Consider the following 13,701-nt stretch of genomic DNA (forward strand, 5'->3'; position numbering starts at 1 on the left):
TAGTGTTACGCACCTTTAGATGTAGTTGAGTTTTGATGAAACTGCTTTTCTATGGCATATAACTTATGCCTAATCATGTAAAGAAACAGTAAAGAAGGGATGACCATCATTGCTGTAACTGCAAAAAATAACGCCCAATTTCCTTCCAACCAGTCATCGATTACCACACCACTATAAGCTGATAGTAAAGTACGACTTAAGCTACTTAAAGAAGCCAATAACGCATAATGAGTCGCACTAAAGGCGCGATCGCACAGCATTGAAATAAAGGCCACCATAGCAACCAAAGACCAAGCTTGGGTGAAGCCGTCTACAACGATAGCCAGTGCATATAAATGCTCTTTTGGGCCTGTTATGGCAATCCAAGAAAACATTAAATTAGAGGCTGCCATGGCGATACCGCTGACAAACAAGCCTTTTACTATGCCGTATTTGTGGTTGAAAATACTGCCTAAAAAAGCAAACACTATAGTAATGAGCCCGGTACCAAGCTTTGAATACTGACCGATTTGTGTATTGCTAAAACCGATTTCTTTATAGAAAACGATAGACATGCGAGCTAAAAAGGCTTCGCCAACTTTAAATAAGAAAATAAAGGCGAGTAAGGCAAATGCTGTTTTTACGCCATTTTTAGTGAAGAAACTTTTGAAAGGTTCAACTAATGTTACTGCTAACCAAGCTAACAGGCGTTGCCATATGGAGTTGCCGTTTGCGAATAACTTACTTTGATACTCTTTTTCTAATTGAGCGTGAGTGAGCTCACGATGTGATTTAGGCTCTTTTGCAAACAGGGTAACTAGCATCAGCAGTAAAACAATGGCTGCGAGTACAAAATAAATTTGTGACCAATCAAAACTGGGTAAGTCAGCAAGAAAGAAGGGCAGTGCACCTAAAAGTGCATAACCTGACCACCAACCTGAGGTTGCCATTGCCGCGGCCGCAGTGGCTTTTTCACTCTCAGTCGTATCTAGCGAGTCAATACGAAAAGCATCAATGGCAATATCATGGGTTGCGCTGGCAAGGGCTATTAAAAAACACAACAAGGCAGCGAGGAATAGCTGCTCTTTGAGAGTAATAAAGCCAAAACTCAGTGTGGCGAAGAAAGTAACTATCTGGCCAAGTAAAATCCAGCTACGTCGCTGACCTAATAGGTTGCCTAACAGAGGGAGTTTTAAACGGTCGAGTAACGGAGACCAGAGAAAGTTGATGGTATAGGCGCTGAATACCACACCAAATAAACCAATCATACTGCGGCTTAAGCCTTCATCTTTGAGCCAAGCAGACATCACAGAGCCAATCAGTACCCATGGAAAGCCGCTGCTTAGGCCAAATAAAAAGATGGTAAGAAGGCGTTTGTCTTTGTAGTAGCCTAAGTACTCACTTAGGCTAGAGTTGATTTGCATGACTATCCCGTCAATTAAAGAGCTTCGGCTTTTAGGATCTCAACTTGATAGATCATCACTGGCTTTTTAGGCACGAAATCGTAGCCGATCTTTTCATTAAACCCAGTTTCTACTTGCGTGATTTTATCCAGTGTTTCATAGCCTTCCATAACATTACCAAACACAGCAAACCCCCAGCCTCTGCCCGGGTTTAAATGGTCGTTGTCTTTCATGTTGAAGAAAAACTGACGAGTGGCTGTGTGCGGCTCATTATCTTGATACGCCATGGCAATGGTATACATGTCATTCTTTAAACCATTGCCACTTTCGTTGAAAATAGGTTTACGTTGGAACAAGCCATCATAGTCTTTGTCATAGCCACCGCCTTGGAGCACAAAAAATTCGTCGATCTCTGAGTATTGATCTTTTTCAATACGGTGAAAGACAGAGTTTTTGTAATCACCATTGACGACATAAGTCAGGAAGTTATTTACAGTAAGCGGTGAGCGTGATCTGTCTAGTTCGACAATAATATCCCCTTCACTGGTAATTATTTTTACTCGTGGAAACAGGTTATTCTTTTGAACAAATCTGCCTTCTTTATTGCTAGCAAAGGCATGACTACTCATGCAGATAATGAATAGGGTGATAAGTAACTTTTTCATGATTATCCTTTGAAGAAGTTAATTAAAGCAGGATCTGAGACAATACGGGTAATCACTTGCTCACTCAGCTCATTAAGTTGGCCTTCAACTTTAGCTTGCTCATGCTTTAGTGGACCTGTCATTTGAGCCTGACCTGAATAAGTTTTTTCGAATGTACGTGTACCTTGCGTTGCTAACACTTTAATTTTAGCAACGGCATTACTTTCATGTTGTGTATAAGATTCTGATACTTTTGAATGAAAGGAATCAATGTGTAGTGTTAACGTGTTACTACCCATTGAAGTGAGCTGTGCGCCATTGGTTTTAAGGGCTTGCTCAAACGCCATTTTTACTCGTTTGCTTAACTCGGCATCTGGTAGGTACTCAGCAGGCTCTTGATCGACCACCTTAATTGTGAATTTACTGATCCTATGGTCTTCGACCGCTAAGGTTACTGGTACATTAAAGTCGGCTACTTTGCCTGCTTTGTATATCGGATTTAAGATCACAGATTTTGGTTGGCTGGCACAACCTGCCAGCAACATGCCACACAATACAAGTGCAATTTTTTTCATTTTTAGCCTCTCTTTGTGGTGCTTAGCACAGTAAATTTTTTATTGTTACCAATGACTTTACAGTTTCCGAACAAGCGGAGCAATTTTTCTTGATAATCTAAATGGCGGTTACCAATGATTCTTAATTCACCGCCGGATCTGAGTGTTTGCTTTGCCTGTACAAACATCTGCCACGCAATATGATCCGTGATTGCTTGTGCTTGGTGAAATGGCGGGTTACACAAAACCAAGTCTGCACTGTTAGGCGCAAAATCAGTCAAACAATCATCTTGAACAAACTCACAATCTTGCAAGCGCTCAGGTAAGTTGTTCTCGATATTTGCTTTGGCACTAGCCACAGCCATGGCCGACTCATCAACAAAAGTGATTTTAGCATTTGGCATTTTTGCCAATGTTTGTAAGCCGATAACACCGTTTCCACAGCCTAAATCAATAATCCTTAACGGTTTCTTACCCTGAGGTAAATAATTGCTAAAAAAACGCGCGCCAATATCAAGGGAGTCACGAGAAAATACATTAGCGTGGTTTAAGACAGTGAAATCAGTTTTTTCTAAAGGCCAACTCACCGGAAACTTACAAGTCTGCTTTTTGTGTTTTGTTTGACTAAAAATAAGACGTGATTTCTTAACTGCTAAACTGGTCGAAGGCTCAGCAATAAAATGGCTCAAGCTTTTTAATGTAGATGTGTGTATCTCTTTCGCTTTACCGGCAGCGATCACTGGCACATCATGTTCAAACTGACTGAGCAAGCTAAGTTGATATTGTAAAAAGCCAGCATTTTTTGGGATTTTGATAAGAATAAGATCAACGTCGCTAGGTAAATCTGAGAGACTATCGAGTAATACAGTTTGACGACTTTCTAACTCGTTTTCTTCAAGATTATATAGGCATGCTTGCTGACTGACATAAGAGTCATTAAAACTGGTCACTTTGCGAGAAGTTTGCGTATCTAAAGCATGTAATGCACAGCTTAAGGCGCCAAAGCCATCGTTCAATACCAAAATATGTTGCGCGTTGACATATTCGTTTTGAATATGTTCGATTAAATACTCATCGGCTGAATCCCACGCTTGTAGGCTTCTGTTTTTTTGATCTAGGGGAAATCGATGTAAAGTTAGCGAGTGGCCGCCCAATACAGCTTCAGTCGTCATAGTTTTTTATAAGTAGTCATTTTATGAGGTGAATAATAGCATGACATCAAAACTCACTAAACCTGAGTTACCCGAGGGGTTTGCTTATTTTCCAAATTTGCTCTCATTTCAAAAAGGGCTCGACTTGTATGAACACCTCACTGGGGAGTTAGACTGGCAACAGCCCAGTATTCAGGTTTTCGGTAAATTTCATCCTATTCCTCGTTTGCAAAGTTTTGTGGCAGATGAAGGGGTACATTATGCCTATTCAAATCATACATTAGCTAATCAATGCTGGACGAAACCATTGGCTGCGATGCGCAGTAAACTTCAGAACCACTATAATCAGACGTTTAATGCTCTGCTATTAAATTGGTATCGAGATGGTCATGACACTATGGGGTGGCATAGTGATGATGAGGTTGAGTTAGGCGCTGAGCCTTTAATCATTTCAATTTCTTTAGGCGCTGCGCGTAAATTTAAGGTCAAACATAAAACGACAGGTCAGCAATGGGAGCTAATGCTAGAGCATGGCAGTTGTTTAGTGATGTCGGGTAACAGTCAGCAACTTTTTCAACACTCATTGCCGAAACAAAGCAAAGTAAAAGGCGGGCGTATCAACCTGACATTTAGAAGTATTGTTAAATAATCCTATCTCGGTATAGTAGCCACAATTGAAAAATGCAGAGTTTATATTCATGTCAATGCAATCTCAGATCGAAGAAAAAATCGCTGCGGCAATCGCTTGCAAGCATTTAAATGTCATAAATGAAAGCCACATGCACAGCCGTGGCGAAGAGTCTCATTTTAAAGTAATTGTGGTCAGTGAAGAGTTTGCGGGTAAACGATTATTACCGCGTCATCGCCAAATTAACGACATTCTAAAAGTTGAATTAGCAGAACACATTCATGCTCTCTCTATTCATGCCTATACGCCTGAAGAGTATTCTGAGCAGCATGGACAAATTCCTGAGTCACCAAAATGTTTAGGTGGTTCGAAATTCGATAAATAGTCAAAATTAGGGTTAAGCGAGACTTTATATCATCGAGTTAAGCCTAATTTTATAGCTGATCAGACCTGTATTTTTAAGATCAGCCTTTAAACTACGCTCCGTAAATTTAAATAAAGATAGGAATCATCATGGTCATTAAGCCGAAAATTCGTGGTTTTATTTGTACCAATGCACACCCAGCAGGTTGTGCCGCTCACGTTCAGGAGCAAATCGATTATGTAAAAGCACAAGGGCAATTAGAAAACGGCCCTAAAAACGTACTTGTAATTGGTGCATCAACGGGTTACGGCCTAGCTTCTCGTATTACAGCAGCGTTTGGCTCTGGTGCTAAAACTCTGGGTATTTTCTTTGAAAAAGAAGGTACTGAGAAAAAGCCAGCTTCAGCAGGTTGGTATAACACGGCAGCTTTCCAAAATGCAGCGGAAGCAGCGGGTCTTTGGTCTAAGAATATCAATGGCGATGCGTTCTCTGATGAGCTTAAAGCTAAAACAGTTGAAACGATTAAAGCTGAAATGGGCAAAGTGGATTTAGTAATCTATAGCCTAGCATCTCCGCGTCGTACTGATCCTAAAACGGGAGAAACCCACTCATCGGTACTTAAGCCTATCGGTCAAGACATCACAACGAAGAACTTAAATACCTCTAAGCGTATTATCGATTCGGTAAGCGTAGAAGCTGCGAATGAAGACGAAATCGCTAACACAGTTAAAGTGATGGGTGGTGAAGATTGGGAACTTTGGATCAATGCATTAAAAGATGCAGACGTATTAGCTGAAGGTTTCAAAACAAGTGCTTACACCTATATCGGTAAAGAGTTAACTTGGCCAATCTACGGTCACGCTACAATCGGTAAAGCAAAAGAAGACTTAGATCGCGCAACGAAAGCAATTCGTGAAGCGACAGCAGATCTAAAAGGTGAAGCGTATGTTTCTTCACTTAACGCTGTAGTGACACAAGCAAGCTCTGCTATTCCAATCATGCCGCTATATATCTCAGCTTTATTTAAAGTGGCGAAGGCAGATGGTATTTACGAAGGTACAATTGAGCAGATCCACGGTCTATTCAACGAAAACCTATATGGCGCAACCCAACGCTTTGACGATGGCGGTCACCTATTCCAAAACTACAAAGAGCTAGAAGATGACGTACAAGCGCGTATTCAGCACATTTGGGATACAGTTGATACAGACACCATTGATGAGTTAACAGACTATGTTGGCTACCACAATGAATTCTTGAAACTATTTGGTTTCGGCGTAGATGGTGTTGACTACGAGCAAGACGTAGACACAGTGGTTGAAATTAATAACTTAGTTTAATCACTAGTATCACTTTTATAACTAGGTCGGCTTTGCCGGCCTTTTTTGTTTATTCATATTTATTTTTTCTGCTAACACCTGAAGTTTTCTTCTGTTTATTAAAAATGATTCATTGCGTATTTCAGCAACTGGACTTTGGTCTAAATTGAACTAAATTCATTCTATTCTCTCCTCGAAAAGACCTTGTAAATCTGGATTAATTTCATAATTCCACTCGCATAGTGGGGGTTATTAATGTTAAAATCACAGAAATATGTGAGGACTCGTCCACAAGGTTTTAGTTATGGATTGTTTTGTCGCTTGGCTTTGCCGAATACAGAATGGTCACTTTCTAGATCTTGGGGCAAAAAAAGATTTTTCAATTTCTTTCCGTTAATGTAATGCAAGTGCGTATGATCAACATAAAAAAAGGTCTGGACTTACCAATAGAGGGCGCACCTCAGCAAGTAATTCATGATGGCGTAGCTGTCAAACGAGTTGCCGTGCTAGGTGAAGAGTATATCGGTATGCGTCCAACCATGCATGTTCGCGTGGATGACCAAGTCAAAAAAGGCCAAGTTCTTTTTGGAGACAAAAAGAACCCAGGCGTCAAGTTCACTGCACCAGCTTCTGGTGTAGTTAAAGAAATTAACCGTGGTGCTAAGCGTGTTCTTCAATCTATCGTGATTGAAGTACAAGGCAACGAGCAGGTTACTTTTGAAAAGGTGGCGGCTGCTGATTTAAGCAACCTAGACCGTGAAAAAGTAAAAGAAGTGCTTGTTGAATCTGGTCAGTGGCCAGCGCTACGTGCTCGTCCATTCAGCCGAGTGGCAGCACTAGATGCAACTGCAAGTTCAATCTTTGTGACTGCAATCGACACAAACCCATTAGCTGCAGATCCAGCTGTGATCATTGCTGAAAACGTGGAAGCGTTTGAAGCGGGTTTAGCTGTAGTATCTCGCTTAACTGATGGCAAAGTGTTCGTATGTAAGCAAGCAGGTAGCACAGTACCAAGTTCTTCTCTTTCTCAAGTTGAAGTTCATGAGTTCGGTGGTAAACACCCTGCAGGTTTAGTAGGTACTCACATCCATCACCTAGATCCAGTATCTGAAAACAAGCAGGTATGGCATTTAGGTTACCAAGATGTGATTGCATTCGGTAAGTTATTCCTTACTGGTGAAATCTACTCTGACCGTGTAGTCGCTTTAGCGGGTCCTCGTGTTAAGAATCCTCGCTTAGTTAAAACACAAGTTGGCGCTTCTCTAACTGATTTAGTTGCAGGCGAGCTTGAAGACGGTGATAACCGAGTCATTTCTGGCTCTGTGTTAGCTGGTAAAACAGCAACCGGCCCTCACGCTTTCCTAGGTCGCTACCATACTCAAGTATCAGTATTACTTGAAGGTCGCGAGAAAGAACTATTTGGTTGGATTGCACCAGGTAGCAACAAATTCTCTGTAACACGTACATTTATCTCACACTTAGCACCAAGCCGTTTGTTCAATATGACAACGTCTACAGGTGGTTCTAAGCGTGCAATGGTACCAATCGGTAACTATGAGCGTGTTATGCCACTCGACATTCTACCTACACCACTACTTCGTGACTTAATTTCACGTGATTTAGATAGTGCGATTGCGTTGGGTGCATTAGAGCTAGATGAAGAAGATTTAGCACTGTGTACTTTCGTATGTCCAGGTAAGTATGAGTACGGTGCAATCTTACGTGATTGCCTGACTACTATCGAGAAGGAAGGTTAATCCCATGGCCTTAAAGAAATTTCTAGAAGATATCGAGCCGCATTTTGAACCTGGCGGTAAGCATGAAAAATGGTATGCCCTGTATGAAGCAGTCGCAACCGTTTTCTACACTCCAGGTTATGTAAACAAAGGTGGCACGCACGTTCGTGATAACATCGACCTAAAACGTATTATGATTTTAGTGTGGATGGCGACATTCCCTGCAATGTTCTTTGGTATGTTCAACATCGGTCACCAAGCTGCACTAGCAATTGGTAATGGTTTTGAAATTGCTAACACTTGGCAGGCTGCTATTTTCCAAGCATTAGGTGGTGAACTAACAGCACAATCAGGTATTGGTGCTAAGTTCTTCTACGGTGCATGTTTCTTCCTGCCAATCTATGCGACGGTATTTATCGTTGGTGGTTTCTGGGAAGTATTATTCGCTTCAATCCGTAAGCACGAAGTTAACGAAGGTTTCTTCGTAACGTCTGTATTATTTGCATTGATCCTTCCTTCTACAATTCCATTATGGCAAGCCGCGTTAGGTATTACTTTTGGTGTTGTAGTTGCAAAAGAAGTATTCGGTGGTACAGGTCGTAACTTCCTTAACCCAGCATTAGCAGGCCGTGCGTTCTTATTCTTCGCATACCCAGCTGATATCTCGGGTGATACGGTTTGGACTGCAGTTGATTCATTCACAGGTGCAACAAACCTAGGCCTAGCGGCGCAAGGTGCACTTGATTATAACAACATGGCACTTTGGTGGGATGCTTTCTATGGCTTCGTACAAGGTTCTATGGGTGAAGTTTCAACGCTAGCACTAATGATTGGTGGTTTGTTCCTAATTTATGTTCGTATTGCGTCATGGCGTATCGTGCTAGGTGTATTCCTAGGTATGGTAGTGATGTCTCTACTTCTTAACATGATTGGTTCTGAAACTAACCCTGCATTTGCTATGCCTTGGCACTGGCACTTAGTACTAGGTGGTTTTGCATTCGGTATGTTCTTTATGGCGACTGACCCAGTTTCTGCGTCTTTCACAAATAAAGGTAAATTCGCATACGGTGCACTTATCGGTGTAATGGTTGTTCTGGTTCGTGTAGTTAACCCTGCATACCCAGAAGGTATGATGTTAGCAATTCTATTCGCTAACCTATTTGCACCATTATTCGACCACTTCGTTGTACAGTCTAACGTTAAGAGGAGATTGGCACGTGTCTAGTAACAATGAAACTATTGGTAAAACGCTAGGCGTTGTTGTTGGCCTATGTTTAGTATGTGCAGTTGTTGTTTCTTTAGCATCTGTTCAATTACGTCCACTACAACAAGCAAACAAAACTCAAGACGTGCAACGCAACATTCTTGCTGCAGCAGGTATTGAAAGTTCAGCAGATGTTTTCAAAACATTTAACGAAAACATCGAAGCACGCGTTGTTGATATGAAAACGGGTGAGTTTGTTGAGACAGATCCAAACTCTTTCGACTTCGAATCAACTAAGTTCGATGCAAAGCGCAGTGTGAAGCTTGAAAAAGCGCAAGATAAAGCAGGTGTTCAGCGTATGACGACTGAATCTCCTGTTTACTTCGCTAAAGATGCTAACGGTAAAGTAGACACTATCATTCTACCAATCCAAGGTTATGGCCTTTGGGGTATTATGTATGGTTTCTTAGCACTAGATGTTGATACTAAGACTGTTAAAGCAATAAACTTCTATAAGCACAATGAAACACCGGGTCTTGGTGGTGAAATCCAAAACCCACGTTGGACGTCTATGTTCGAAGGTAAAAGACTACCACTTGATATCGTAAAAGGTACTGCAGGTAACAGCGAACACAAAGTAGACGGTCTTTCTGGTGCGACATTAACATCTGTAGGTGTTGATAACACAGTTGACTTCTGGACAGGCGACAAAGCGTTCGGTCCATTCCTTGCGAACGTACGTAAAGGAGCATTGAACTAATGGCAAATGCAAAAGAAATGAAAGAAGTCTTGTTTGGCCCTGTTTTTGCGAACAACCCAATTGCGCTTCAAGTACTTGGTATTTGTTCTGCACTAGCAGTGACATCAAGCCTTAAGAATGCACTTATCATGTCAATCGCTCTGACATTAGTATGTGCTTTCTCAAGCTTATTTATCTCTATGATCCGTAACCACATTCCATCAAGCGTTCGTATCATCGTTCAGATGACAATCATCGCTTCATTGGTAATCGTGGTAGACCAAACGCTTCAAGCGTTTGTTTATGCAACAGCGAAAGAACTTTCAGTATTCGTTGGTCTAATCATTACTAACTGTATCGTAATGGGTCGCGCAGAAGCATACGCAATGAAGACACCACCACTGATGTCATTCCTTGATGGTATCGGTAACGGTTTAGGTTACTCAGTAGTACTTCTTACTGTTGCATTCATTCGTGAACTAGGTGGTTCAGGTACGCTATTTGGTATCGAGATTTTACCACTTATTTCTGAAGGTGGTTGGTACCAGCCTATGGGTCTATTAATCCTACCGCCAAGCTCGTTCTTCATCATTGGTTTCTTCATCTGGGTACTTCGTACTTATAAGAAAGACCAAGTAGAAGCGAAGGCATAAGGAGAGAGAGATGGAACAATATATCAATTTATTCGTTAAAGCGGTTTTCATTGAAAACTTAGCGTTATCTTTCTTCCTAGGTATGTGTACTTTCCTTGCTGTATCTAAGAAAGTAACTACATCAATGGGTCTAGGTGTTGCAGTAATCTTCGTTCTTGGTGTTGCTGTTCCAGTAAACCAATTAGTTTACTCTGCAATCTTAGCGCCAGGTGCACTAGAGTGGTTAGGCTTCCCTGAAGCTGACTTAAGCTTCCTTAAGTTCCTAACTTTCATCGGTGTAATCGCAGCACTTGTACAGATCCTTGAGATGACTCTAGACAAGTTCTTCCCTGCGCTTTACAACGCACTAGGCATCTTCTTACCACTAATCACTGTAAACTGTGCGATTTTCGGTGCAGTAGCATTCATGGTTGAGCGTAACCTGAACTTCGGTGAGTCTGTGGTATTTGGTTTAGGCTCAGGTGTAGGTTGGGCACTAGCAATCGTATTACTTGCTGGTATCCGTGAGAAGATGAAGTATTCAGACGTACCAGATGGTCTTCGTGGTTTAGGTATTACCTTCATCACTGTAGGTCTAATGGGTCTTGGCTTCATGTCATTCTCTGGTATTTCACTTTAATTTAGCGAGGAAAAATCATGCTTGAGGTATATTTAGGCGTAGGGATGTTCATCGCTATCGTTGTAATGCTTGTATTGATCATCATTGCAGCGAAGTCGAAGCTTGTACCAAGCGGTGACATCACAATCAGCATTAACGGTGACCCTGAAAAGGCAGTTACTTCAGCACCAGGTGGTAAACTACTAGGTGCACTAGCAGACGCTGGTATCTTCATTTCATCTGCTTGTGGCGGTGGTGGTTCTTGTGGCCAGTGTACCGTTCACGTTAAAGCGGGTGGTGGTGATATCCTGCCAACTGAACTTGACCATATTTCAAAAGGTGAAGCGCGTGAAGGCTGTCGTCTAGCGTGTCAGGTTGCTGTTAAAACTGACATGGAAATCGAAGTTGAAGAAGAAATCTTCGGTGTTAAAAAGTGGGAATGTACAGTTATCTCTAACGATAACAAAGCGACATTCATTAAAGAGCTTAAGCTTGGTATCCCTGATGGTGAGGTTGTACCTTTCCGTGCAGGTGGTTATATCCAAATTGAAGCGCCAGCTCACCACGTTAAATACTCGGACTTCGATATTCCTGAAGAATATCGTGGAGATTGGGAGCGTTTTGGCTTCTTCAATCTTGAGTCTAAAGTTGACGACGAAACGATCCGTGCATACTCAATGGCTAACTACCCAGAAGAGTACGGCATCATCATGCTTAACGTACGTATCGCGACTCCGCCGCCAAACAACCTAAGCCTACCATGTGGTAAGATGTCATCGTTCATCTGGTCACTTAAAGAAGGTGATAAAGTGACTATATCTGGTCCATTCGGTGAGTTCTTCGCGAAAGAAACTGATGCAGAAATGGTATTCGTAGGTGGTGGTGCTGGTATGGCGCCAATGCGTTCACACATCTTCGATCAGCTTAAGCGTCTTAACTCAGACCGTAAGATGTCTTTCTGGTACGGTGCACGTTCTAAGCGTGAGATGTTCTACGTAGAAGATTTCGATGGCCTAGCGGCTGATAACGAAAACTTTGAATGGCATGTAGCTCTTTCAGATCCTCAACCAGAGGACAACTGGGAAGGTTACACGGGCTTCATCCATAACGTTCTTTTAGAAAACTACCTGAAAGACCATGAAGCGCCAGAAGATTGTGAGTTCTACATGTGTGGTCCTCCAATGATGAACGCGGCTGTAATCAACATGCTTAAAGATTTAGGCGTTGAAGACGAAAACATCTTACTAGATGACTTCGGTGGCTAAATCAGCGTTATCTCAGTGAACACTTCACTGAAATAAGATAGACTTAAACCCCAAGCAATAAGCTTGGGGTTTTTTTTGGGATAGAGAAAAGTATGAAGAAACTAGTAGGCATTTTTGTATTACTGACCACGGTTGTTTTGACAGGGTGTTTTGACGACAAACAAGAGATTGAACCTATTGTTATTCAGGGTAAAACAATGGGGACCACTTATACCGTTAAAGCTTTTCCAATTAATGAAGATTTAACTGCTGAGACATTAAAAACAGAAGTTGATAACACTTTAATTGCGGTGAATCAGTCTATGTCACCTTGGGTAAAAAACTCAGAGATTAATCAGTTCAATACGTTGGCTGCAAATACTTTTATGCCTATCAGTGATGACTTTAAGTCAGTTGTGAAAGAGTCAGTTCGTTTAGGCGTTTCAACAACAACACTAGATGTCACCATGGGCCCTCTCATAGATTTATGGGGGTTTGGCCCTGATAAACGCCCAACAAAAACACCTTCACAGTCCCAACTGGATGAAATGAAGGCTCGCATTGGTGTTGATAAGTTGGTGTTAACAGACGAAGGGTTAGCGAAAACCATTGACGGTTTAGAGTTATCTTTTTCAGCGACAGCTAAAGGTTTTGGTATTGATAAAGTTGCTGAGCTTTTAGAAGCTAAAGGGATGACAAATTACATGGTTGAAATTGGCGGTGAACTTAGAATTGCCGGCACTAAAGCTCAGTCACAACCTTGGCGTATAGCGATTGAACAGCCAGATGCGCCAGCAGGGCAGAGGCAAGTGCATAAAGTTATTGAACCAGGCAATAACGGCATGGCGACTTCAGGTGATTACCGTATTTTCTACGAAATGGATGGTGAGACCTATACGCACTTGATTGATCCAGGCACAGGCAAACCAGTTAAGCATGATTTGGTATCAGTGACCGTCTTACACCCATCAGCAATGACTGCTGATGGCTTGGCAACAGCACTTACTGTCATGGGTACAGAGCGAGCAAAAGCTTACGCAGAAGAGCACAATTTAGCTGTATATTTAATTAGTAAAAGTAATGAAGGGCTAGTGACCTATTCAAGCCCAGCTTTTGCGCCTTATTTGTAAATAAGGCAATTTTGATTAATTAGTCGAAATAGTACACCAAGCGCGTTATAATGATGGCTGTTTAAATGCCGTCATTTGGTTCAGATAAACTGAGCCGTTAAACTGTTTTTAAGGGGCCTGTGCATGTCACTATTTTTCCTAACTTTTGGGTTACTTATTTTAATTGTTGCAGCTATGGCTGTCGGTGTAATCGTGCAAAAGAAATCTATGGCAAGCAGCTGTGGCGGTTTAGGTGCGGTTGGTATTGAAAAGTCATGTGATTGCGATGATCCATGTGACCGACGTAAAAAGCGTATGGCGAAAGAACAAGCTTGGAAAGAGAACCAGATTCTCTAAGCTAAACTAAGCAAATCAT

15 protein-coding genes are annotated in these 13,701 nt (G+C 41.7%); 11 read left to right on the plus strand and 4 right to left on the minus strand.

What is annotated here, in order from left to right:
* Positions 1–5: 5 nt before the first annotated feature.
* The 4 genes from C1E24_RS07415 to C1E24_RS07430 are packed head-to-tail and all read right to left on the minus strand — an operon-like array spanning position 6 to position 3,752.
* Positions 6–1,403: an AmpG family muropeptide MFS transporter gene (locus C1E24_RS07415; protein ID WP_138480195.1), complete on the minus strand. Its 1,398-nt coding sequence runs from the start codon at positions 1,401–1,403 to the stop codon at positions 6–8.
* A gap of 14 nt (positions 1,404–1,417) precedes the next feature.
* Entirely contained in the window at positions 1,418–2,047 is a 630-nt protein-coding gene (locus C1E24_RS07420) for a peptidylprolyl isomerase (RefSeq protein ID WP_138480197.1), read from the minus strand.
* 2 nt (positions 2,048–2,049) lie between these two features.
* Entirely contained in the window at positions 2,050–2,601 is a 552-nt protein-coding gene (locus C1E24_RS07425; protein WP_138480199.1) for a YajG family lipoprotein, read from the minus strand.
* Positions 2,602–2,603: 2 nt separating this feature from the next.
* The gene (locus C1E24_RS07430) at positions 2,604–3,752 is read right to left on the minus strand and encodes a methyltransferase (RefSeq protein WP_138480201.1); all 1,149 of its coding nucleotides are present in this window, start codon (positions 3,750–3,752) and stop codon (positions 2,604–2,606) included.
* Positions 3,753–3,792: 40 nt separating this feature from the next.
* Here C1E24_RS07430 and C1E24_RS07435 point away from each other — a divergent pair, with 40 nt between their 5' ends.
* From C1E24_RS07435 to nqrM, 11 genes are all read left to right on the plus strand, one after another.
* Complete coding sequence (locus C1E24_RS07435; protein WP_138480203.1) at positions 3,793–4,380, plus strand: alpha-ketoglutarate-dependent dioxygenase AlkB family protein; 588 nt, start codon at positions 3,793–3,795, stop codon at positions 4,378–4,380.
* Between the two features lie 49 nt (positions 4,381–4,429).
* Positions 4,430–4,744 (plus strand): BolA family protein, encoded by a 315-nt coding sequence (locus C1E24_RS07440; protein ID WP_130254693.1) that lies wholly within the window; start codon positions 4,430–4,432, stop codon positions 4,742–4,744.
* Positions 4,745–4,872: 128 nt separating this feature from the next.
* Positions 4,873–6,063, plus strand: a complete 1,191-nt coding sequence (fabV, locus tag C1E24_RS07445; protein WP_138480205.1) for an enoyl-ACP reductase FabV — start codon at positions 4,873–4,875, stop codon at positions 6,061–6,063.
* A 392-nt stretch (positions 6,064–6,455) separates the two neighbouring features.
* Positions 6,456–7,799 (plus strand): Na(+)-translocating NADH-quinone reductase subunit A, encoded by a 1,344-nt coding sequence (locus C1E24_RS07450; RefSeq protein ID WP_138480207.1) that lies wholly within the window; start codon positions 6,456–6,458, stop codon positions 7,797–7,799.
* Between the two features lie 4 nt (positions 7,800–7,803).
* Positions 7,804–9,003 (plus strand): NADH:ubiquinone reductase (Na(+)-transporting) subunit B, encoded by a 1,200-nt coding sequence (locus C1E24_RS07455; protein WP_058030889.1) that lies wholly within the window; start codon positions 7,804–7,806, stop codon positions 9,001–9,003.
* Positions 8,996–9,742, plus strand: a complete 747-nt coding sequence (locus tag C1E24_RS07460; protein WP_138480209.1) for a Na(+)-translocating NADH-quinone reductase subunit C — start codon at positions 8,996–8,998, stop codon at positions 9,740–9,742. Before C1E24_RS07455 ends, C1E24_RS07460 begins: the two co-directional genes overlap by 8 nt.
* Positions 9,742–10,374, plus strand: a complete 633-nt coding sequence (locus tag C1E24_RS07465) for an NADH:ubiquinone reductase (Na(+)-transporting) subunit D (protein ID WP_058030887.1) — start codon at positions 9,742–9,744, stop codon at positions 10,372–10,374. Before C1E24_RS07460 ends, C1E24_RS07465 begins: the two co-directional genes overlap by 1 nt.
* Before the next feature lie 10 nt (positions 10,375–10,384).
* Positions 10,385–10,993 carry an NADH:ubiquinone reductase (Na(+)-transporting) subunit E gene (gene nqrE / locus C1E24_RS07470; RefSeq protein ID WP_058030886.1) on the plus strand — a complete coding sequence of 203 codons (609 nt, stop codon included), beginning with the start codon at positions 10,385–10,387 and terminating at the stop codon, positions 10,991–10,993.
* A gap of 17 nt (positions 10,994–11,010) precedes the next feature.
* The gene (gene nqrF / locus C1E24_RS07475) at positions 11,011–12,237 is read left to right on the plus strand and encodes an NADH:ubiquinone reductase (Na(+)-transporting) subunit F (RefSeq protein WP_138480211.1); all 1,227 of its coding nucleotides are present in this window, start codon (positions 11,011–11,013) and stop codon (positions 12,235–12,237) included.
* Between the two features lie 92 nt (positions 12,238–12,329).
* A complete protein-coding gene (locus tag C1E24_RS07480; RefSeq protein WP_138480213.1) occupies positions 12,330–13,346 on the plus strand; it encodes an FAD:protein FMN transferase in 1,017 nt (338 codons plus the stop codon).
* A gap of 123 nt (positions 13,347–13,469) precedes the next feature.
* Positions 13,470–13,682, plus strand: coding sequence for a (Na+)-NQR maturation NqrM (gene nqrM, locus C1E24_RS07485; protein ID WP_058030883.1), 213 nt, complete (start codon positions 13,470–13,472; stop codon positions 13,680–13,682).
* Positions 13,683–13,701: the final 19 nt, after the last annotated feature.

Origin of the sequence: Pseudoalteromonas phenolica (assembly GCF_005876835.1) — a bacterium.
Classification (GTDB): Bacteria; Pseudomonadota; Gammaproteobacteria; order Enterobacterales; family Alteromonadaceae; genus Pseudoalteromonas; species Pseudoalteromonas phenolica_B.